17 protein-coding genes are annotated in these 19,982 nt (G+C 72.8%); 11 read left to right on the forward strand and 6 right to left on the reverse strand.

Annotated elements, in window-relative coordinates; translation table 11 throughout:
- Nucleotides 1–10 precede the first annotated feature (10 nt).
- Nucleotides 11–988 (forward strand): NAD(P)H-quinone oxidoreductase, encoded by a 978-nt coding sequence (locus tag SRB5_RS14415; protein ID WP_153452338.1) that lies wholly within the window; start codon nucleotides 11–13, stop codon nucleotides 986–988.
- 27 nt (nucleotides 989–1,015) lie between these two features.
- Here SRB5_RS14415 and SRB5_RS14420 read toward each other — a convergent pair whose 3' ends face one another.
- Complete coding sequence (locus tag SRB5_RS14420) at nucleotides 1,016–1,303, reverse strand: hypothetical protein (RefSeq protein WP_153452339.1); 288 nt, start codon at nucleotides 1,301–1,303, stop codon at nucleotides 1,016–1,018.
- A gap of 592 nt (nucleotides 1,304–1,895) precedes the next feature.
- Between SRB5_RS14420 and SRB5_RS14425 the strand changes: the two genes are divergently transcribed.
- From SRB5_RS14425 to SRB5_RS14440, 4 genes are all read left to right on the forward strand, one after another.
- Nucleotides 1,896–2,498 carry a PadR family transcriptional regulator gene (locus SRB5_RS14425; RefSeq protein WP_153452340.1) on the forward strand — a complete coding sequence of 201 codons (603 nt, stop codon included), beginning with the start codon at nucleotides 1,896–1,898 and terminating at the stop codon, nucleotides 2,496–2,498.
- Nucleotides 2,495–3,244 (forward strand): ABC transporter ATP-binding protein, encoded by a 750-nt coding sequence (locus SRB5_RS14430; RefSeq protein WP_153452341.1) that lies wholly within the window; start codon nucleotides 2,495–2,497, stop codon nucleotides 3,242–3,244. Before SRB5_RS14425 ends, SRB5_RS14430 begins: the two co-directional genes overlap by 4 nt.
- Complete coding sequence (locus SRB5_RS14435; RefSeq protein ID WP_323377907.1) at nucleotides 3,241–6,009, forward strand: FtsX-like permease family protein; 2,769 nt, start codon at nucleotides 3,241–3,243, stop codon at nucleotides 6,007–6,009. The genes SRB5_RS14430 and SRB5_RS14435 overlap by 4 nt, the downstream gene beginning before the upstream one ends.
- Before the next feature lie 85 nt (nucleotides 6,010–6,094).
- Complete coding sequence (locus SRB5_RS14440; protein ID WP_153452342.1) at nucleotides 6,095–6,661, forward strand: bacterial proteasome activator family protein; 567 nt, start codon at nucleotides 6,095–6,097, stop codon at nucleotides 6,659–6,661.
- 56 nt (nucleotides 6,662–6,717) lie between these two features.
- Here SRB5_RS14440 and SRB5_RS14445 read toward each other — a convergent pair whose 3' ends face one another.
- Nucleotides 6,718–8,349, reverse strand: coding sequence for a protein kinase domain-containing protein (locus SRB5_RS14445; RefSeq protein WP_153452343.1), 1,632 nt, complete (start codon nucleotides 8,347–8,349; stop codon nucleotides 6,718–6,720).
- Nucleotides 8,350–8,609: 260 nt separating this feature from the next.
- Between SRB5_RS14445 and SRB5_RS14450 the strand changes: the two genes are divergently transcribed.
- Nucleotides 8,610–10,235: a protein kinase domain-containing protein gene (locus SRB5_RS14450; protein WP_153452344.1), complete on the forward strand. Its 1,626-nt coding sequence runs from the start codon at nucleotides 8,610–8,612 to the stop codon at nucleotides 10,233–10,235.
- Nucleotides 10,236–10,255: 20 nt separating this feature from the next.
- On the opposite strand, the gene SRB5_RS14455 is transcribed toward SRB5_RS14450, so the two are convergent.
- Complete coding sequence (locus SRB5_RS14455) at nucleotides 10,256–10,960, reverse strand: response regulator transcription factor (protein WP_323377908.1); 705 nt, start codon at nucleotides 10,958–10,960, stop codon at nucleotides 10,256–10,258.
- Between the two features lie 346 nt (nucleotides 10,961–11,306).
- Here SRB5_RS14455 and pdhA point away from each other — a divergent pair, with 346 nt between their 5' ends.
- Genes pdhA through SRB5_RS14470 form a run of 3 tightly spaced genes read left to right on the forward strand, consistent with a single transcriptional unit; the run spans nucleotide 11,307 to nucleotide 14,825 of the window.
- Nucleotides 11,307–12,461 (forward strand): pyruvate dehydrogenase (acetyl-transferring) E1 component subunit alpha, encoded by a 1,155-nt coding sequence (gene pdhA, locus SRB5_RS14460; protein ID WP_323377909.1) that lies wholly within the window; start codon nucleotides 11,307–11,309, stop codon nucleotides 12,459–12,461.
- A gap of 2 nt (nucleotides 12,462–12,463) precedes the next feature.
- Complete coding sequence (locus tag SRB5_RS14465; RefSeq protein ID WP_153452346.1) at nucleotides 12,464–13,444, forward strand: alpha-ketoacid dehydrogenase subunit beta; 981 nt, start codon at nucleotides 12,464–12,466, stop codon at nucleotides 13,442–13,444.
- A gap of 19 nt (nucleotides 13,445–13,463) precedes the next feature.
- Nucleotides 13,464–14,825, forward strand: coding sequence for a dihydrolipoamide acetyltransferase family protein (locus SRB5_RS14470; protein WP_153452347.1), 1,362 nt, complete (start codon nucleotides 13,464–13,466; stop codon nucleotides 14,823–14,825).
- A 59-nt stretch (nucleotides 14,826–14,884) separates the two neighbouring features.
- Here SRB5_RS14470 and SRB5_RS14475 read toward each other — a convergent pair whose 3' ends face one another.
- The gene (locus SRB5_RS14475; protein WP_153452348.1) at nucleotides 14,885–15,715 is read right to left on the reverse strand and encodes a L,D-transpeptidase; all 831 of its coding nucleotides are present in this window, start codon (nucleotides 15,713–15,715) and stop codon (nucleotides 14,885–14,887) included.
- A gap of 151 nt (nucleotides 15,716–15,866) precedes the next feature.
- Between SRB5_RS14475 and SRB5_RS14480 the strand changes: the two genes are divergently transcribed.
- Together SRB5_RS14480 and SRB5_RS14485 are read left to right on the forward strand one after the other, a co-directional pair.
- The gene (locus SRB5_RS14480) at nucleotides 15,867–16,538 is read left to right on the forward strand and encodes a GntR family transcriptional regulator (RefSeq protein ID WP_153452349.1); all 672 of its coding nucleotides are present in this window, start codon (nucleotides 15,867–15,869) and stop codon (nucleotides 16,536–16,538) included.
- Between the two features lie 29 nt (nucleotides 16,539–16,567).
- Nucleotides 16,568–17,896, forward strand: coding sequence for an MFS transporter (locus SRB5_RS14485; protein WP_153452412.1), 1,329 nt, complete (start codon nucleotides 16,568–16,570; stop codon nucleotides 17,894–17,896).
- On the opposite strand, the gene SRB5_RS14490 is transcribed toward SRB5_RS14485, so the two are convergent.
- Both SRB5_RS14490 and SRB5_RS14495 read right to left on the reverse strand, forming a co-directional pair.
- Nucleotides 17,802–18,977: a rod shape-determining protein gene (locus SRB5_RS14490; protein WP_323377910.1), complete on the reverse strand. Its 1,176-nt coding sequence runs from the start codon at nucleotides 18,975–18,977 to the stop codon at nucleotides 17,802–17,804. The genes SRB5_RS14485 and SRB5_RS14490 overlap by 95 nt on opposite strands.
- 86 nt (nucleotides 18,978–19,063) lie before the next feature.
- Nucleotides 19,064–19,888, reverse strand: a complete 825-nt coding sequence (locus SRB5_RS14495; protein WP_153452350.1) for a maleylpyruvate isomerase family mycothiol-dependent enzyme — start codon at nucleotides 19,886–19,888, stop codon at nucleotides 19,064–19,066.
- Nucleotides 19,889–19,982 lie beyond the last annotated feature (94 nt).

Here is a 19,982-nt window from a genome sequence, read left to right on the forward strand (position 1 = left end):
CGTCCGTGCCATGTACGCACTGACGATCCCCGCCCCGGGCGGGCCCGAGGCCCTGGTCTGGGCCGAGGTACCCGACCCTGTCCCCGCACCCGGCGAGGTTCTCGTCGACGTGGCAGCGAGCGCCGTGAACCGCGCGGACATCCTCCAGCGCCAGGGCTTCTACGACCCGCCGCCCGGCAGCTCCCCGTACCCGGGCCTCGAGGTGTCGGGGCGGATCTCCGCACTCGGCGAGGGCACCACCGGGTGGGAGATCGGCCAGGAGGTGTGCGCGCTGCTCACGGGCGGCGGTTACGCGCAGAAGGTCGCCGTACCGGCGGGGCAGCTCCTGCCCGTCCCGCAGGGCATCGACCTGGTCACCGCGGCCGCGCTGCCGGAGGTCACCTGCACCGTCTGGTCCAACGTGTTCATGATCGCGCACCTGCGGCCGGGCGAGACGCTGCTGATCCACGGCGGCGCGAGCGGCATCGGCACCATGGCGATCCAGCTGGCGAAGGCCGTCGGCGCCCGGGTCGCGGTCACCGCGGGCGGCCCGGCGAAGCTGGAGCGCTGCCGGGAGCTGGGCGCGGACATCCTCATCGACTACCGCGAGCAGGACTTCGTCGCCGAGCTGCACAAGGCCACGGACGGCGCGGGCGCGGACGTGATCCTCGACATCATCGGCGCGAAGTATCTGAAGCAGAACGTGAAGGCCCTCGCCGTGAACGGCCGGATCGCCGTGATCGGCATGCAGGGCGGCGTGAAGGGCGAGCTCAACCTGGGCGCCCTGATGGCCAAGCGCGGCGCGATCACCGCCACCACCCTGCGGGCGCGTCCGGAGGGCGAGAAGGCGGCGATCGTCTCGGCCGTACGGGAGCACGTCTGGCCCCTGCTGGAGTCCGGCCGCATCCGCCCGGTGGTCGACCGCGCGATCCCGATGCACGAGGCGGAGGAGGCCCACCGGGTGATCGAGGCGGGGGTGCACGTGGGGAAGGTGCTTCTGCTCGGGTAGCCCTCGCGGGGGACCGGCGGCGGGCTCCTAAACCCGCCGCCGCAGCCGCAGCCCGATGTACCCCAGACCCAGCCCCATCAGCGTCAGCCCCGTCCCGAACGGCAGCACGCGATGGGCCACGGCCGTCCGCGCGGCCTCGGCCCGCCGCGGCTCCTCGACGTCGAGCACATAGGTCAGCGAATGCGACGGCGCGGTCTGCGGCGGCCGCTGCGGCGCGGCCTGCTCGTAGGGCTGCGGCTGGTGATGCGGTACGGGCCGGCGGTGCGGGGGGCGCTTCTTGCCGGGGGCGGGGGCGGCTGGCTTCCGCGGCTTCACGGCGTGCGGCTCCGCCGGCTCACGCGGCGATGCGGTCCCGGGCGGCGCCCCCGGAGACACCGGCCCGCGGCTCGGCGACGCGGAGGGGGACCGCTCGCTTCCGGGCCGGGTCGCGGAACCCTCGCCTGCCGGAGTCCGCGTACCCGGCCCGTCCGGTGCGGGAGTCCGGACCTCCGGCCCACCCGATGCCGTCCCTTCGGCGGGAGTCCCCACCTCCAGCCCGTCCGGCGTTTGAGGACGAGGCGCGCAGCGCCGATCGGGGGGCGGAAAAGCAGACGCCTCACAACTCCGACCGGGATGCTCCAAACCCTCCCCCGCAGCGCTCCCCGCCAACCCCGGAGGCGGCGAAGCCTCCGCACGGGCCTCCGTCGCGCCCCCACCGACGTACGCCACAACCGCCAGCAAGCCGGAGGCAAACCGCAGACGGATTGCGTGAACCACGGCCCTGCCCCTTCCCGTTCCGGGAAACGCCGGAGTGACAAAACGAGCGTCACACAACCCGGCAAATGAGGCATTCCGACCACAGCCAATCGGGTGGCCACCCGAAAACCGACACTTGCCCCCACGGCCATACTCGGTATACATACTGAGTATGTCGATCCGCCACGGCCTCCTCGCCCTCCTCGAACCCGGCCCCCGCTACGGAAACCAGCTCCGCGCCGAGTTCGAGGCCCGCACCGGCGCCACCTGGCCCCTGAACGTCGGCCAGGTCTACACGACCCTCAGCCGCCTCGAACGCGACGGCTACGTCACCCCGGACGGTGAGGACGACTCCGGCCACCCCCTGTACGCCATCACCGCCGAGGGCCGCGCCGAGCTCCGCTCCTGGTACGCCACCCCCGTCGACCGCGAGCGCCCCGCCCGCGACGAGCTGGCGATCAAGCTGGCCATGGCCATCGGCGCCCCGGACGTCGACATCCGCGACGTCATCCAGCGCCAGCGTCACCACACCCTCAAGGCGATGCAGGACTACACCCGCCTCAAGGCCGAGGCCCTGACGGCCGCCGAGCGCCCGGACGCGGGAAGCGACGCGGTGGCCTGGCTCCTCGTACTGGAACAGCTGATCTTCCAGGCCGAGTCCGAGGCCCGCTGGCTCGACCACTCCGAATCCCGCCTGATCCGCTTCGCGCACCGCGCGAAGACAGCGAAGACAGCGCAGCCGGCGCACAAGCCCCGCGAACGCACCACCCGATGACCACGACCACCCCGGGGGGACCCGTGCAAGCCGTACTCCAGCTCAAAGCCCTCACCCGCGTCCACGGCACCGGAGCCGCGGAGGTGCACGCCCTGCGCGGCATCGACCTCGACGTCCGCGCCGGCGAGCTCGTCGCCGTCATGGGCCCGTCCGGCTCCGGCAAGTCCACGCTGCTCACCCTGGCCGGGGGCCTGGACCACCCGACGTCCGGCCAGGTGATCGTGGAGGGCACCGACATCACGGCCGCGAGCCGGTCACAGCTCGCCGCCCTGCGCCGGCGCTCCATCGGCTACGTCTTCCAGGACTACAACCTGATCCCCGCCCTCACCGCCGCCGAGAACATCGCCCTGCCGCGCGAGCTCGACGGCGTACGGGCGGGCCGGGCCCGCAAGGAGGCCCTGGCGGCGCTGGCGGAGATGGGGCTGGCCGACCTCGCCGACCGCTTCCCGGACGAGATGTCCGGCGGCCAGCAGCAGCGCGTGGCCATCGCCCGCGCCCTGGTCGGCGACCGGCGGCTGGTGCTGGCGGACGAGCCGACCGGCGCGCTGGACTCCGAGACGGGGGAGGCGGTGCTGGGGCTGCTGCGGAGCCGGTGCGACGCGGGCGCGGCCGGGGTGCTGGTCACGCACGAGCCGCGGTTCGCGGCCTGGGCGGACCGGGTGGTGTTCCTGCGCGACGGCTCGGTCGTCGACCAGACCCTGCGCACCGGTGCCGAGGAGCTGCTGGCGGGCGAGGGGGCCCGGTGAACGCGTGGCTGCGCGGCTGGCGCGTCTCGCTGCGCATCGCCCGGCGCGACGCCCTGCGCAACAAGGGCCGTTCCCTGCTCGTCCTGTCCATGATCGCGCTGCCGATCGTCGGGGTGGGCGCCGTCGACATCACGGTCCGCTCCAGCCAGCTGTCCACCGAACAGGGCCTGAACCGCGACATCGGTGCGGCGGACGCCCGGCTCGACGGCACCTGGTCCAGCGGCCAACCCCTTCTCCAGGCGCCCGACCCCCGCGACGGGAACTTCGCGCCCGTCGACCCCGAGGCCCGGGTGTCCGACGAGGGGCCGCCGGCCGTCCCCGACCCGGCGGCGCTGGTGCCCGCGGGGGCCACCGTGCTGAAGACGGAGAGCACCTACGGCCGGGCACGCACCGAGTACGGCATTCTCCACACCCAGCTGCGCGCCCTGGACGCCAGGTCCCCGCTGGCCGAGGGCATCGTGACGAAGCTCCGCGGCGACCTCCCGCGCGAGCCGCACGAGGTGGCGGCCACCCAGTTCTTTCTGGACGAGAGCGGCCTGCACGTCGGCTCGGAGGTCACCCTGCGCGGCGCCGCGCGGCCGTACCGGATCACGGCCGCGTACGAGCTGCCGGGCAGTCTGCGGACCACCGAACTGCTGGGCCTGCCCGGCGCCTTCAAGGGCGACGACCAGCGGGAGAGCACCCTCACGTCGTATCTCGTCTCCGTGCCCGGCGGCATCGGCTGGGACCAGGTCCAGCGGCTGAACGCCCGCGGGCTGACCGTGCTGTCCCGCTCCGTGGTGCTGGATCCGCCGCCGGACGGCGAGGTGCCGTTCTACGCGACGGACCAGGGCCGGGCGATGCGGAGCAACGACACCTCGGCGGAGACCGGGTTCCTGATCGTCGCGGCCACCGTGGCGGGGCTGGCGATGCTGGAGATCTGCCTGCTGGCGGGGCCCGCCTTCGCGGTCGGCGCCCGCCGTTCGCGCCGCCAGCTGGGGCTGGTCGGGGCCAACGGCGGGGACCGGCGGCACATCCGCGCCGTCGTCCTCGGCGGCGGGCTGGTGCTGGGCCTGGCCGCCGCGGTGGTGGGGCTGGGGCTCGGGCTGCTGGCCACGCTCGCCGGGAGGCCGCTGCTGGAGGACCTGGTCGGGAAGCGGTTCGGGGAGCTGCGGCTGGTGCCGCTGGAGCTCGCCGGGATCGCCGCGCTGGCGGTGGTCACCGGGCTGCTGGCGGCGATCGTGCCCGCGGTGACCGCGTCCCGGCAGACGGTGCTCAGCTCGCTCACCGGCCGCCGGGGGGTGCGGCACACCGGGCGGACCCTGCCCGTCCTGGGCGCCGTGGGTGTGGCCCTGGGGACGGCGGTGGCGCTGCTGGGGGCCATGTGGAGCGACAGCTATCTGCTGGTCGGGGCCGGGAGCGCGCTCGCCGAGCTGGGGGTGGTGGCGCTGACGCCGCTGCTCATCGGCGCGTTCGGGCGGCTGGGGCGGCGGCTGCCGCTGACCCCGCGCCTCGCCCTGCGCGACGCGGTGCGCAACCGGGCCCGTACGGCCCCGGCGGTCGCCGCGGTGCTGGCGGCGGTGGCGGGGACGGTGGCGGTGGCCATGTTCGCGGCCGGTGACGAGCAGACGCAGCGGGAGCACTACGAGGCGCGGCTGCCGGACGGGATGATGTACTCCTTCGCGTACGCCGACAACGGCATGGACCGCGACGCGGTGAGCGCCGCCGCCCAGCACACGCTGCCGGTGGCCCGGCGGGCGGACTTCGACGTCATCACCACCCGTACCGGCGACGACCGCGGCGACACCCAGCTGGTCGTCCCCCCGGCCAACGAGTGCCCCCTGGGCAGCGAGGACCGCGCCCGGGACCTGCCGGCGAAGGAGCGGCTGCGCCTGGCCACCGACGACTGGCGCTGCGAGGGCTACAGCTCGTACGTGGCCCGCACCCCCGTGGACGCCGTGGTCGGGGACGCGGACCTGCTGGAGATCTACGGGATCGACGATCCGGCGGCCGAGGCGGCGCTCGCGGCGGGGAAGGCGGTGGCGTTCGGGCCGAGGTTCGTCGAGGACGGCCGGATCGGCGTCGGCGTCTGGGACGAGGCGACCCAGCGGCCCAGGGCGATCGCCTCGATCCCCGCCCACCGCAGCGACGCGAAGGCCGGACAGTGGCTCGGCGTGGTCGTACCCCCGGCGGCCGTGCAGAAGGCGGGGCTGGCGACGCGGCCGTTCGGCTCGTACTTCACCACCGAACGGGCCCCCGACAGCCGCGAGCGGCAGGCGTTCGACAAGGAGGTCGCCGACCTCGGCGCGGAGAGCGACTTCTACATCGAGCGGGGCTTCGTCCCCGAGCGTGGCTTCGTCCAGTACGGGCTGCTCGGCTTCGCCGCCCTGGTGACCGTCGGCGCCGCCGGCATCGCCACCGGGCTGGCGCAGGCCGACGCCGAGGCCGATCTGCGGACCCTGGCCGCCGTCGGCGCGGCACCCCGGGTGCGGCGCACCCTGTCGGGGCTGCAGTGCGCGGTGGTCGCGGCGATGGGCGTGGTGCTCGGCTCCCTCGCGGGGGTGCTGCCGGCGATCGGGCTGATGCTGGCCGACGAGCGGATCCAGCTCGCCCAGTACCGCCGGATGCTGGCGGAGGGACAGTTCATGCGGCGCCCCGACGCGGCGATCGTGGTGCCGTGGGACACCCTCGCGCTGCTGCTCGTCGCCGTCCCGCTGGGGGCGGGGCTGCTGGCCGCGCTGGTCACCCGGTCGCGCCCCGGGATCGCCCGGCGGGCGGAGGCCTGACCGACCGTACCCCCGTACCGGCGTTCCTGTCCGCCGGTACGGGGGTACGGCCCCGCGCGGGTGCCCGTGCTGGACAATGGGACGTATGACTACCCCGAGCCACGAGCAGTCGCAGGACAAACCGCACATCCTGGTCGTCGGACCGGACGGTATGGCCATCGGAGGAGGCGCCCGCAAGGGCGACGAGGGCGGTGACGACGAGCCCCGCGAGATCCCGGTGACGGAGATGGTCGAGCAGCCGGCGAAGGTCATGCGGATCGGGAGCATGATCAAGCAGCTGCTGGAGGAGGTCCGCGCCGCACCTCTGGACGAGGCGAGCCGGGTCCGGCTGAAGGAGATCCACGCCAGCTCGGTGAAGGAGCTGGAGGACGGGCTGGCGCCCGATCTGATCGACGAGCTGGAGCGGCTGTCGCTGCCGTTCACCGACGAGGCCGTGCCCAGCGAGGCGGAGCTGCGGATCGCGCAGGCGCAGCTGGTGGGCTGGCTCGAGGGCCTCTTCCACGGCATCCAGACGACCCTCTTCGCCCAGCAGATGGCGGCCCGCGCCCAGCTGGAGCAGATGCGCCGCGCGCTGCCGCCGGGCGCCGGAGGCTCCGACGAGGACTTCGGCCCGCAGCAGTCGGGCGGGGCGCGGTCCGGTCCGTATCTCTAGACGGCATGCGGAAGGGGCGGCCCCCAGGGAGGCCGCCCCTTCCGCATGCCCGGGGACTACTGCTGCGGGTAGCCCGTCGCCAGGACCAGCTTGATCTTGTCCGACTTCGGGTCGAAGCCGTCGAACGGGTCGATGTTCTGGTCGAGGACCGTGTCCTTCGCCCAGAGGTTGTCGTCGCGCTCCTCGGTCGTGTACTGCCAGCCCGCCGCCGTGATGCAGTCGCGGACCGAGTGCCAGTCCTTGTACGTGAAGTCCGGCAGGCTGATCTTCGAGCTGTCGTCGTAGTCCTCGCGCGCCTCGGTGCACTTCGTCACGTCGATCGTGCGCGAGCGCTCCGGCGGCCGGTAGCCGTCCGGCTTGCTGCCGCCGTCCGCGCCCGTCTCCACGGAGGCCGAGGCGGTCGGGGTGGGGCCGTCGCCGCCGTTGTCCTTTTTGTCGTCGCCGCCCAGTGCGACGAAGATGATCGTCCCGGCCACGGCGGCGATCGCGACGACGGCCGCGGTGACGATCAGCATCAGGTTGCGGTTGCCGCCGCCCCCGCCGCCGGACGGGCCCGGCTGCTGCGGGGTGATGGTGTACGGCGGCGGGGTCTGGAAGCCGCCCTGCTGCGGGGTCTGCGGCGCCGGCGGGTGGCCGTAGCCCCCCGTCGCGTACTGGCTCAGCGGCTGGTAGCCCTGCGGGGCGCCCGGGGGCGGCGAGTGGTACGGCCCCGCCTGCGGGTTCACCGGGGGGAACACCGCCGAGCCCACCCCGGACCCGGCCTGCTGGTGCGGGGCGGCGACCACCGCGGGCATCGCGCCGGGCGGGGTCAGGCCGCCGGCGCGGCGGGCCTCGGCGAGCATGTCCTGGGCGGAGGCGAACCGCTCGTTGGGGTTCTTGGCCAGCGCCCGCATCACCAGGGCGTCCACCACCGGGGGGACGGCCTGGTTGAAGGCGGAGGCGTTCGGCGGGGTCTCCTGGACATGGGCGTACGCGATGGCCAGCGGCGAGTCCGCGTCGAAGGGGAGCCGGCCGGTGAGCAGCTCGAAGAGCATGATGCCCACCGAGTACAGGTCCGACCGGGCGTCGACCCCGCGCCCCAGCGCCTGCTCGGGGGAGAGGTACTGGGGGGTGCCGACGACCATGCCGGTCTGTGTCATCGACGTCACACCCGACTGCACGGCGCGCGCGATGCCGAAGTCCATCACCTTGACCTGGCCACGCTTGTCGATCATCACGTTGCCCGGCTTGATGTCCCGGTGCACCAGGCCCATCTCGTGGCTGGCGTCCAGCGCCGCCAGTACGTCGGCGGTGATGCGCAGCGCCTTGTCGGCCGGCATCGCGCCGTACCGCGCGATGTCCGCGTCCAGCACGTCGCGCAGCGGCTCGCCCTCGACGTACTCCATCACGATGTACGGCATCACCGAACCGTCGGCGCCGCGCTCCTCGCCCGTATCGAACACGGACACGACGTTCGGATGCGACAGCCGGGCCACGGCCTGCGCCTCACGGCGGAACCGCTCGCGGAAGGAGTCCTCCCGGCCGAGCTCACTGTGCAGGGTCTTGACCGCGACGTCGCGGTCGAGATAGGTGTCGTGCGCCAGATGGACGGAGGCCATGCCGCCCGCGCCGAGCTCCCGCTTCAGCTGGTAGCGCCTGCCGCCCAGCGAACGGCCGGCGTGGTCGTACGGTGCGCCGTGCTCGGCCATGTTCGGGTGCCCCCCTGGTGCGAATACGTGAACGCACGCCAAGTCTGCCGTGCCGTCCTGCTACGTCAAGCTTCTTGCCTGTTCCGTGACCGTATGCGTAACACACCGTCCGCGACGTGGGACGACCGGGGCGGATTTGCCATGGCCACCACCCAGCGGGTTGCATGGTCCGTTCACGGCAGTGGCTTCCCGCACGGACGTAAACGCGCTGATCGCGCGGTAGCGTGCAGCCAGAGACGACCGACCACGGGCGAGGACAGATGGCGCAGACGGAGAATCCGCAGGAGCCGTCCCGAGCGGGCGCCCAGGGGGGTCGGAAGGGCGCGGCGGCGGACACACCGGAGTCCTGGGGCGCCGGCGGCGTCGTCGGCGAGGGCCGCTACCGGCTCACCCGGCGCATCGGCCGCGGCGGTATGGCGGAGGTGTTCGCCGCGGAGGACGTCCGGCTCGGCCGCGAGGTCGCCGTCAAGCTGCTGCGGGCCGACCTCGCCGAGGACCCGACGTCCAAGGCCCGCTTCACGCGCGAGGCCCAGTCCGTCGCCGGTCTGAACCACCACGCGATCGTCGCCGTGTACGACTCCGGCGAGGACGAGGTGGGCGGCCACTCCGTGCCGTACATCGTGATGGAGCTCGTCGAGGGCAAGACCATCCGCGAGCTGCTGGTGGGCGCCGACTCACCGCCCGTCGACCAGGCGCTGCTGATCATCTCCGGGGTGCTCGAGGCGCTGGCGTACAGCCATCAGCACGGCATCGTGCACCGCGACATCAAGCCCGCCAACGTGATCATCACCAACACCGGCGCGGTGAAGGTGATGGACTTCGGCATCGCCCGCGCCATGCACGCGGCGGCGTCCACGATGACGCAGACCGGCATGGTCATGGGCACGCCCCAGTACCTCTCCCCCGAGCAGGCGCTGGGCAAGACCATCGACACCCGCTCCGACCTGTACGCGGTGGGCTGTCTGCTGTACGAGCTGCTGGCGCTGCGTCCGCCGTTCGTCGGCGAGACCCCGCTGTCCGTGGTGTACCAGCACGTCCAGGACATGCCGCTGCCGCCGTCCGAGCACGGCGCGGACATCCCGCAGGAGCTGGACGGCCTGGTGATGCACTCGCTGGCCAAGGAGCCGGACGACCGGTTCCAGACGGCGGACGAGATGCGCGGCGTCGTCGAGTACGCGCTGCGGATGCTCCGCGAGGTCGGCGGCAACACCGGCGCCTGGAACACCGGCACCGTGCTGATGGGCAGCACCCCGCCCATGGGCTCCCCCACCATGACCACCGCGATGGGCGCCGGCCGCCCCACCCCGCCGCAGCCGATGCTGCGCGCGAGCGGTCCCGACGACGGGGGCTTCGACCCCGGGGACCGGGACGAGCGCGGTGGCCGGGGGAAGTGGCTGATGCTGGCCGCGATGGCGGTCGTGGCCGTGGTCGTGGGCGTGGCGATCGCCCTCAGCCAGGGCGGCGGGGACAAGACCCCCGACAACAAGCAGAGCACCTCCCCGAGTGTGTCCCAGTCCCCCTCGGAGGAGGAGACGCAGCCGGAGGAGTCCGCGGAGCCGACCGACCCCGCGACGGAGCCGGACGACGGCTGGGACTCCGCCCCGCCGCCCACCGAGACGCAGCAGCCGACCGAGACGCCGACGGAGGAGCCGACGGACAGCCCGCCGCCGACCACGGATGGCGGCACGACGACGGACGGCGGCCAGACCAACGGCGGCACCACGACGGACGGCGGGACGACCGACGGCGGCACCACGACAGACGGCGGGACGGTCGACGGCGGCGCGGCGGATGGCGGGACGGTCGACGGCGGCGCGGCGGACGGCGGCACCAACGCGGGTACGGTCGCCGGCGGCGCGGACGTGGGGACCACCACCGGCCAGTAGGACGGAGGCGGGCCGGGGGGTCACGTCTTCCCGGTGCCGCTCTCGCCCGAGAACGCGCCGGAGCCCCCGGCGCGCTCCCCCTGCTTGCGGGCGACGTACGCCGCCGCCTGCGAGCGCCGCTCCATACCGAGCTTCGACAGCAGAGAAGACACATAGTTCTTGATGGTCTTCTCGGCGAGATGCAACTCCTCGCCGATCGCCCGGTTCGTCATGCCCTCACCGATCAGGTCCAGGATCTTCCGCTCCTGGTCGGTGAGCGACGCCATGCGCTCGTCGCCCTTGTCCTTGGTCCCGTCGCGCAGCCGCTCCAGCACCTGCGCCGTGGCCACCGGGTCCAGCAGCGACTTCCCGGCCGCCACGTCCCGTACGGCCGTCAGCAGCTCGTTCCCCCGGATGGCCTTCAGCACATAGCCCGACGCCCCCGCCATGATCGCGTCGAAGAGCGCCTCGTCGTCCGTGAAGGACGTGAGCATGAGGCATTTGATCCCCTGGTCCTGCGAGCGGATCTCCCGGCACACCTCGACCCCGCTGCCGTCCGGCAGCCGGACGTCCAGCACGGCCACGTCGGGGCGCACCGCCGGGATCCGCACCAGGGCGTCCGCGGCGGTGCCCGCCTCGCCCACCACCTCGATGTCCGCTTCGGCGGAGAGCATCTCGTGCACCCCACGACGTACTACTTCGTGGTCATCGAGAAGGAAAACGGTAATTTTGTCTTCTTTGTCCACCTGGTCAGTCTCACATATTGGGTCTTCCCGCGCCGACGCGGTCCGGGTTACGGTGCCCCTGTCCCGGCACCCTGCGGGCCCGTGACCAGTGGTTGCGTCGCCGAATCCGCGGTTTACTTGGAAATCCAAGTAAAACCGCAGGTCACAGGCGGTTCGCATGCTCGCCTTCCACTGGGTAGCGTGGCTCGTGAGGCTGTCGCCGGGCGCCTGTCACACCCGGTTTTCCCTCGGGCGCACCCACCCCGTGCGCCCCCCGAGGATCCGGGTGAGCCGCCTCCCGGCCGCCGGCCGGGAGACCCCAGGCCACCGGTGACCCCGGGGGCCGGAGATACGTCAGGAGCAGATCGTGACCGTGGAGAGCACCGCCGCGCGCAAACCGGCGCGCCGCAGCGGCGGGAAGCGCACGAGCGCAGCGGCCCGCAAGGCCGGCCAGGAGCCCGAACTCGTCCAGCTGCTGACCCCGGAGGGCAAGCGCGTCGAGCACCCGGGGTACTCGGTGGACCTGAGCCCCGAGGAGCTGCGCGGCCTGTACCGCGACATGGTGCTGACCCGGCGCTTCGACGCCGAGGCCGTCACCCTGCAGCGCCAGGGCGAGCTGGGTCTGTGGCCGTCGCTGCTCGGCCAGGAGGCCGCCCAGATCGGCTCGGGCCGCGCCCTGCGGCCGGACGACTACGCCTTCCCGACGTACCGCGAGCACGGCGTCGCCTGGACCCGCGACGTACCGCCGGAGACCCTGCTGGGCATGTTCCGCGGCGTGAACCACGGCGGCTGGGACCCGACGGCCAACAACTTCCACCTGTACACGATCGTCATCGGCTCGCAGGCGCTGCACGCCACGGGCTACGCGATGGGCGTGGCCAAGGACGGGGCGGACGCCGCGGTCATCGCGTACTTCGGCGACGGCGCCTCCAGCCAGGGCGACGTGAACGAGGCGTTCACCTTTGCGGCCGTGTACAACGCGCCGGTGGTGTTCTTCTGCCAGAACAACCAGTGGGCGATCTCCGAGCGCACCGAGAAGCAGTCCCGGGTGCCGATCTACCAGCGCGCGGCCGGCTTCGGCTTCCCGGGTGTCCGGGTCGACGGCAACGACGTCCTCGCGGTGCTGGCCGTGACCCGGGCCGCGCTGGAGCACGCCCGCTCCGGCCAGGGCCCGATGCTGGTCGAGGCGTTCACGTACCGGATGGGCGCGCACACCACCTCCGACGACCCGACGCGCTACCGCAGCGACGACGAGCGCAAGTCGTGGGAGACGAAGGACCCGATCCTGCGGCTGCGCACGTATCTGGAGAACGAGGGCCTGGCGGACGCCGCCTTCTTCGCGGAGCTGGACGCCGAGTCCGAGGCCACGGGCCGCCGGGTGCGTGAGTCGATCCGCACCATGCCGGACCCGTCCCCGATGTCCATGTTCGAGAACATCTACGCCGACGGTCACGCACTCGTGGACGAAGAGCGCGCACAGTACGCCGCCTACCAGGCGAGCTTCGCCGAGGAGGGCAACTGATCATGGCGATCGAGAAGATGGCTCTGGGCAAGGCGATCAACGCCTCCCTGCGCAAGGCCATGGAGGACGACGCGAAGGTCCTCGTCATGGGCGAGGACGTCGGCAAGCTCGGCGGCGTGTTCCGCATCACGGACGGGCTGGAGAAGGACTTCGGCGAGGACCGGGTCATCGACACCCCGCTGGCCGAGTCCGGCATCGTCGGTACGGCCATCGGGCTGGCGCTGCGCGGCTACCGGCCCGTGGTGGAGATCCAGTTCGACGGCTTCGTCTTCCCCGCGTACGACCAGATCGTCACCCAGCTGGCCAAGATGCACGCCCGCGGCCTCGGCACGGTCAAGCTGCCCGTCGTCATCCGGATCCCCTACGGCGGCGGCATCGGCGCGGTCGAGCACCACAGCGAGTCCCCCGAGTCGCTGTTCGCGCACGTCGCGGGCCTCAAGTGCGTCTCCCCGGCGAACGCCGCGGACGCCTACTGGATGATGCAGCAGGCGATCGCCTCCGACGACCCGGTGATCTTCTTCGAGCCCAAGCGGCGCTACTGGGACAAGGGCGACGTCGACACCGCCGCCATCCCCGGCCCGCTGCACACCGCGCGCACGGTGCGCGAGGGCACGGACCTGACGCTCGTCGCGTACGGGCCGATGGTCAAGACGTGTCTGGAGGTCGCCGCGGCGGCGGCCGAGGAGGGCAAGAGCCTGGAGGTCCTGGACCTGCGCTCGGTCTCCCCGGTCGACTTCGATGGCATCCAGGCGTCGGTGGAGAAGACCCGCCGGCTGGTCGTGGTGCACGAGGCGCCGGTGTTCTTCGGCTCGGGCGCGGAGATCGCGGCGCGGATCACGGAGCGGTGCTTCTACCATCTGGAGGCGCCGGTACTGCGGGTGGGCGCCTTCCACGCGCCGTATCCGCCGGCCCGGGTGGAGGAGGAGTACCTCCCCAACCTGGACCGGGTGCTCGACGCCGTCGACCGCGCGCTCGCGTACTGAGAAAGGGAGCACCGGAGCAATGACGCGCTTCCGCGAATTCAAGATGCCCGACGTGGGCGAGGGCCTGACCGAGGCCGAGATCCTCACCTGGTACGTCAAGCCGGGCGACGCGGTGCACGACGGCATGGTCGTGTGCGAGGTCGAGACGGCGAAGGCGGCCGTGGAGCTGCCGATCCCGTTCGACGGGGTGGTGCACGAGCTGCACTTTGAGGCGGGCTCCACCGTCGACGTCGGTACGGCGATCATCGCGGTGGACACCGATCCGGGCGGTGGGGACGCCGCCCCGGCTCCGGTGGCCGCCGAGGAGCCCGCCGCCGCCGAGCAGGCGCCCAAGAGGGAGCCCGTGCTCGTCGGCTACGGGGTCAGCGAGAGCTCGACGAAGCGCCGCGCCCGCAAGACCGTCCCGGAGCCGGCTACCGCCGCGCTCCAGACGGAGCTGAACGGCAGCGCCGCCCCCGCACCCGCGCCCCCCGCGCCGGTGCCGGGCGTCGACCGCCCGCTGGCCAAGCCGCCGGTGCGCAAGCTGGCCAAGGACCTCGGCGTGGACCTCACCGCGGTCGTGCCGACCGGGGCGGGCGGCATCGTCACCCGCGAGGACGTGCACGCCGCCGTCGCCGTCCCGCCGGCGCCCGAGCCCGTGGTGGCGGAGCCGGCGGTCGCCGTCCCGGTGGCGGCCGACGCCCGGGAGACCCGTATCCCCGTCAAGGGCGTCCGCAAGGTCACCGCGCAGGCCATGGTCGCCAGCGCCTTCACCGCCCCGCATGTCACGGAGTTCGTCACCGTCGACGTGACGCGGACGATGAAGCTGGTCGAGGAGCTGAAGGCCGACAAGGACATGGCGGGCCTGCGGGTCAACCCGCTGCTGCTCGTCGCGAAGGCCCTCCTCATCGCCATCCGGCGGCACCCGGACGTCAACGCGTCCTGGGACGAGGAGAACCAGGAGATCGTGCTCAAGCACTACGTGAACCTGGGCATCGCCGCCGCCACCCCGCGCGGTCTGATCGTCCCGAACATCAAGGACGCCCACGCCCAGACCCTCCCGGAGCTGGCCGCGTCCCTGGGGCAGCTGGTGTCCACCGCCCGCGAGGGGAAGACCACCCCGGCGGACATGTCCGGCGGCACGGTGACCATCACCAACGTCGGCGTCTTCGGCGTCGACACCGGTACGCCCATCCTCAACCCCGGCGAGTCGGCGATCCTCGCGTTCGGCGCCGTCAAGCTGCAGCCGTGGGTGCACAAGGGGAAGGTCAAGCCGCGTCAGGTCACCACCCTCGCCCTGTCGTTCGACCACCGGCTGGTGGACGGCGAGCTGGGCTCGCGGGTGCTGGCGGACGTGGCCGCGGTGCTGGAGAACCCGAAGAAGCTCATCACCTGGGGCTGATTCCGCGTACGAAGACGAAGGGCCGGGCGCATCCAAGGCGCCCGGCCCTTCGCCGTGTCTCAGAACGCCGGAGTCACCGGAGTGTCCGGAGTGACCGACGGCTCGATGTCGAACGAGCCGAAGTACTCCGAGACGAGCCGGTCCTCCTCGCTCATCGGTGCTGCCGCCGCCCGGACGGTGGTGGGCTTCTTGCCGTAGATGTACAGGTGGTCGCCCTCCTCCAGGAGGTTCCACAGCTTCTCCGCGTCCGCCACCCGCAGGTTCACGCAGCCGCCGGAGCCGGAGGTGAAGAGGTCGTGGTAGGTGCCGTGCAGCGCCTGTCCGCCGTTGAAGAACTGCGAGTACGGCATCGGGGCGTTGTCGTAGATGGTGGAGAAGTGGTCCTTGTGGCGCCAGTAGATCTCCTGCCAGCCGGTCCGCGTCTCGAACCCGGGCAGCCCGGTCCGCACCGGGACCGGCGCGAAGAGCAGCTTCCCCGTCTTGCCGGCCTGCACCCACAGCACCTGCCGGGTGAGGTCGATACACGTCACCCGGTAGCTCCTGACCGGGCACTTCTTGCGTGCGTTGGGGTCCTTGCGCACGTCGTCGACGAGCGCCATCCGGTACGTGACGAGGTCCGCCTTGCCGGTCTGCTTCAGCTTCAGCTGCTTCTGCAGCGCCGCCACCGCCTCGCAGTCGGCGACGGAGGCCCGGCCGTCCTCGGGCAGCCCGAGCCGCTTTTCCAGCTGCCACTGGTACGGGCCGGTCTGGGGCGTACAGGCCGCCGGCGCGGCTGCCTGTACGGCGGGGACCGGACCGAGTGCCAGGCCGGCGGCCGTTAACGCCGCGGCGGCGAGCAGCCGCCCGCGCCGTGGCCGGCCGCGGCGGGCGGGAACCGGCAGGGTGGTCATCGATCGACTCCGTTCGACGGGGGGTTTGTAATAAATCGTGAGGATATGCCCCTGCGGCCCGGGAGCCGAGCACGCGGGGCCGTCCGGCGGGTGCGGGTCCACATCGCGGACCGTCCCACCGCTGTATCCCTGTTGTATCTATGCTGTGCTCATGCCCCCCACCGCTGCCCCCGTCGCCGCCCCCGTCAAGCCCCCGCCCGCCGCCGAGCGGGTCTACGTCCACGTCAAGGAGGCGGTCCTGGACCGCCGTTACGAGGGCGGGATGCTGCTCACCGAGGGCGAGCTGGCCGAGGCCGTCGGGGTGTCGCGGACACCCGTGCGCGAGGCGCTGCTGCGGCTCGAGGCGGAGGGGCTGATCAAGCTCTACCCGAAGAAGGGCGCCCTGGTGCTGCCGGTGTCCGCGCAGGAGATCGCGGACGTCGTCGAGACGCGGATGCTGGTGGAGGAGCACGCCGTACGCAAGGCGGTGCCGGCCCCGGCCGGGCTGCTCGCGCGGCTGACGGAGCTGCTGGAGTCGCTGAAGGCGAACGTCGCCTCCGGCGATCTGCGCGAGGCGGCGCGGCTGGACCGCTGCTTCCACGCGGAGATCGTGCGCAGCTCCGGCAACGAGATCCTGGTCCGGCTCTACGACCAGCTCCGCGACCGCCAGCTGCGGATGGGCGTCGAGATCCTGCGCGCCCACCCCGGCCGGCTGCGGCGCAACATCGAGGAGCACACGGAGATCCTCGAGGCGCTGCGCGCGGGCGACGCGGACGCGGCGGTGGCGGCCGTACACGGGCATGTCGGGTCGGTGGCGGAACTCCTGCGCGGAGAACGTCGGTGATCCCCGGCCGGCTGCGTGCCCGGCTCGCGATGACCCGCCTCGGCCGGGTCCCCGAGCGGCACGCCGTCCTCCCCGGTGACCCGCCGGGCGGGCGGCGGGCGCTGGCGATGTGGGGCGTGGGGTGCGCCGTCTACTTCGCCGCCGTGATCTACCGCACCAGCCTCGGGGTCGCCGGGCTGGACGCGACCGAGCGGTTCCACATCAACGCCTCCGCGCTGTCGGCGTTCTCCATCCTCCAGCTGCTGGTGTACGCGGGGATGCAGATACCCGTGGGGCTGCTGGTCGACCGGCTCGGGCCGCGCAAGGTCCTGGCGATGGGCACCGTCCTGTTCACCCTGGGCCAGTTCGGCTTCGCGTTCGCCGGGTCGTACGGGACGGCGCTGGGCGCGCGGGCGCTGCTGGGGTGCGGGGACGCGATGACGTTCATCAGCGTGCTGCGGCTGGGCGCGCACTGGTTCCCGGCCCGCCGGGGGCCGCTGATAGCCCAGGTGGCGGCGCTGTTCGGGATGGCGGGCAACCTCGTCTCGACGCTGCTGCTGGCCCGCGCGCTCCAGTCGTACGGCTGGGTCCCGGCGTTCGCGGGCAGCGCGACGGCCGGGGTGCTGGTGTTCGGGCTGGTGGTGTTCGTACTGAAGGACTCCCCGGCGAAGGCGTCCGCCCTCAAGGACCACCCCGGGCCGCCCCGCCCCCGCCCCGGGATGCGCCGGCAACTGGCCCTGACCTGGCGGGAGCCCGGGACCCGGCTGGGGTTCTGGGCGCACTTCACCACCCAGTTCCCCGCGATGGTCTTCCTGCTGCTGTGGGGGCTGCCGTTCCTGGTGGAGGCGCAGGGCCTCACCCGCGCCGAGGCCGGCGGGTTCCTCACCCTGGTCGTGCTCGCCAACATGGTCTTCGGCCTGGTCTTCGGCCAGGTCATCGCCCGCCACCACGGCGCCCGTACGCCGCTGGTCCTCGGCACGATCGCGGCCACCGCCGCCGTCTGGGCCCTGACGATCGCGTGGCCCGGCGGCCGGGCCCCCGGCTGGGAGCTGGTCGTGCTGTGCGTCGTCCTCGGCGCCTGCGGGCCCGCCTCGATGATCGGCTTCGACTACGCCCGCCCGGCCAACCCGCCGGAGCGGATGGGCACCGCGTCCGGCGTCGTCAACGTCGGCGGCTTCTCGGCGTCGATCATGACGCTGCTGGCCGTGGGGCTGCTGCTGGACGCCACCGGCGACGACTACCGGATCGCGTTCGGCTCGGTCTTCGTGCTGCAGGTGCTGGGCGTCACGCAGATCTTGCGTCTTCGTGGCCGGGCCGGCCGCCGGGAGCGGGAGCGTCTGGTCGCGAGCCGGGTCGAGACCGTGCACGTTCCCGCCTGACCCTGCGCTTTCCCTTCGCAGCCGGCGACCCCTCGGCGCTGCCCCCCTGCTCCGGCGGCAGCGTGTACGTCGCCGGCGCCCGCCGCCCCTTGCCCAGCAGCGAGCCGAGCCCCAGGATCGCCGCCGTCTCCGGCCGCTCCGCGACATGCACCTGAAGGTTCACCGACCGCCGCAGCATCGGCTCCAGCCCCGGCATCGTCGCGTTGCCGCCGGCCAGCATGATGCCCCGGACACCGATGTCCGCCACCAGGTCCGGCGGGCACCGCCGCAGCACCGACCGGATGCCGTCCAGCACCGCCAGCATCGGGGCGTCCGCCGCCGCCTGCGCGTCGGCCACGTTCACGGCGACCTCCCGCACCTCGCCCGTCACCGCGTCCCAGCCGCGCACGGAGGCCCGGTCCGTCTCGCCGGACACCGCCAGCGCCACCGCGTGATGGACCTGACGTACGGCCTGACCCGGGACGACGAGGTCGTGGCGGTTGCGCAGATGCTCCGTCAGCGCCCGCTGGACGGCCGCGCCGCCCGCCATCACCTTCTCCGCGGCGACCACGCTGCCCAGGGACAGCACCGCGATCTGCGTCATCGCCGCCCCGCAGACGACGATCAGCATGCCCTCGGCCTGCTCCACCGGCAGGCCGCAGCCCACGCCTGCGGCGATCAGGGTGTCCACCAGCAGCACCTTGCGGGCGCCGAGCCCGGCCAGGGTGTCCACCACGGCGCGCTGGACCAGCGGCTCCGACTCGTGCGGGACGCAGGCCGCCGCGCGCAGATTGGGGTGGAACCGCCAGGCGCGGCGCACCCGGTGGTCGACGAGATGGCGCAGGAGACGCTGCGCCATCTCGATGTCGGTGATCCCGGTGGCGCCCACCGGGCGCACCACGCGGATGTGGGAGGGGGTCCGGCCCGCCATCTGCTCGACGGTGTTGCCGACGGCGACGAGGGCGCCGGTGCGGGTGTTGACCGCGGCGGCGCTCGCCTCGTCGACGACGAGGCCGACGTCCTTCAGATAGACGCGGGTCCGGGAGGCACCCATGTCGATGGCGACGCTGCAGCGCTGGAGCTGTTCAAGACTGATGGTCACACGGTCAGCCTGCGACGCCCTTTGCCGCCGCGCTCCCCGGGCGCCGCCGCGCGGCTGAACACCGCCGCCGTACGGGTGAGGTCAGCTCACGGCGTGACCGCGAAGTGCCGCAGGATCGCGCGGCCCAGCTCCTGGTCGCCGTCCAGCTTCACCGGCTCCCCGTCCGCGTCCGCCCGCAGGCGCCCGCACGCGAGGCGTACGTACGTCTCCCAGTCGGTGTTCAGCGTCACCGTCGGCGCCAGCGACACCCGGCCGTCCACGCTGCCGCGCCCCTCGGCGTCCACCCGGACCGTCCGCATGAAGTCCACCGGACCCGTCACGTCCACCACGACCACGCTGTCCGGCGGCGCCGCCGCGTCCTTGGCGACGACCTTCGCCAGCCGCTCCAGCAGCACGTCCCGCGCCACGTACGCCCCCTGCGAGTCCAGCCCGCCCGGCCGGCCCAGCACCCGGCGCAGATCCTGCTCGTGCACCCAGGTGTCGAACGCCCGCGTGCGCAGATACTGCTCCAGCGTCGTCTCCCGCCCCAGCGGCCCCCGCACCACGGCCTCCGGCGCCCGCTTCTCGTTGCGCAGCTGACGCCTCCGCCGGATCAGCGTGTACTCGAGCTCCGCCGTGATCTCCGGCGGCGTGTGATGGCGCCGGATGTCGACCTGGACCTCGGTGTAGCGGGCCCACTCGGTCTTCACGTGGTACAGGTCGACCGGCAGGGTGTGGATCGGCCGCGGATCGCCGAGCGCCTCGCACTCGGAGCCGATCAGATGCGACACGACGTCCTTCACCGACCACCCGGGCAGTCCGCTGGGCCGGTGCCACTCCCCGTCCGTCAGGGGTGAGACGAGATCGGTGACGGCATCGGCGGATTGGGTCCAGGCATCGATGTACGGCTGCAGGTTCGGGTGGACGGTCAACGGGACCCCTCGTACGGACTTGTTCACTGGCGGGGAAATCGGCGGAACCTCAGCGAGGAATGCGATAGGTCCTCTAAGTTACGCTGCCCGCACA

Origin of the sequence: Streptomyces smaragdinus (genome assembly GCF_009604385.1) — a bacterium.
GTDB classification, from domain to species: domain Bacteria; phylum Actinomycetota; class Actinomycetes; order Streptomycetales; family Streptomycetaceae; genus Streptomyces; species Streptomyces smaragdinus.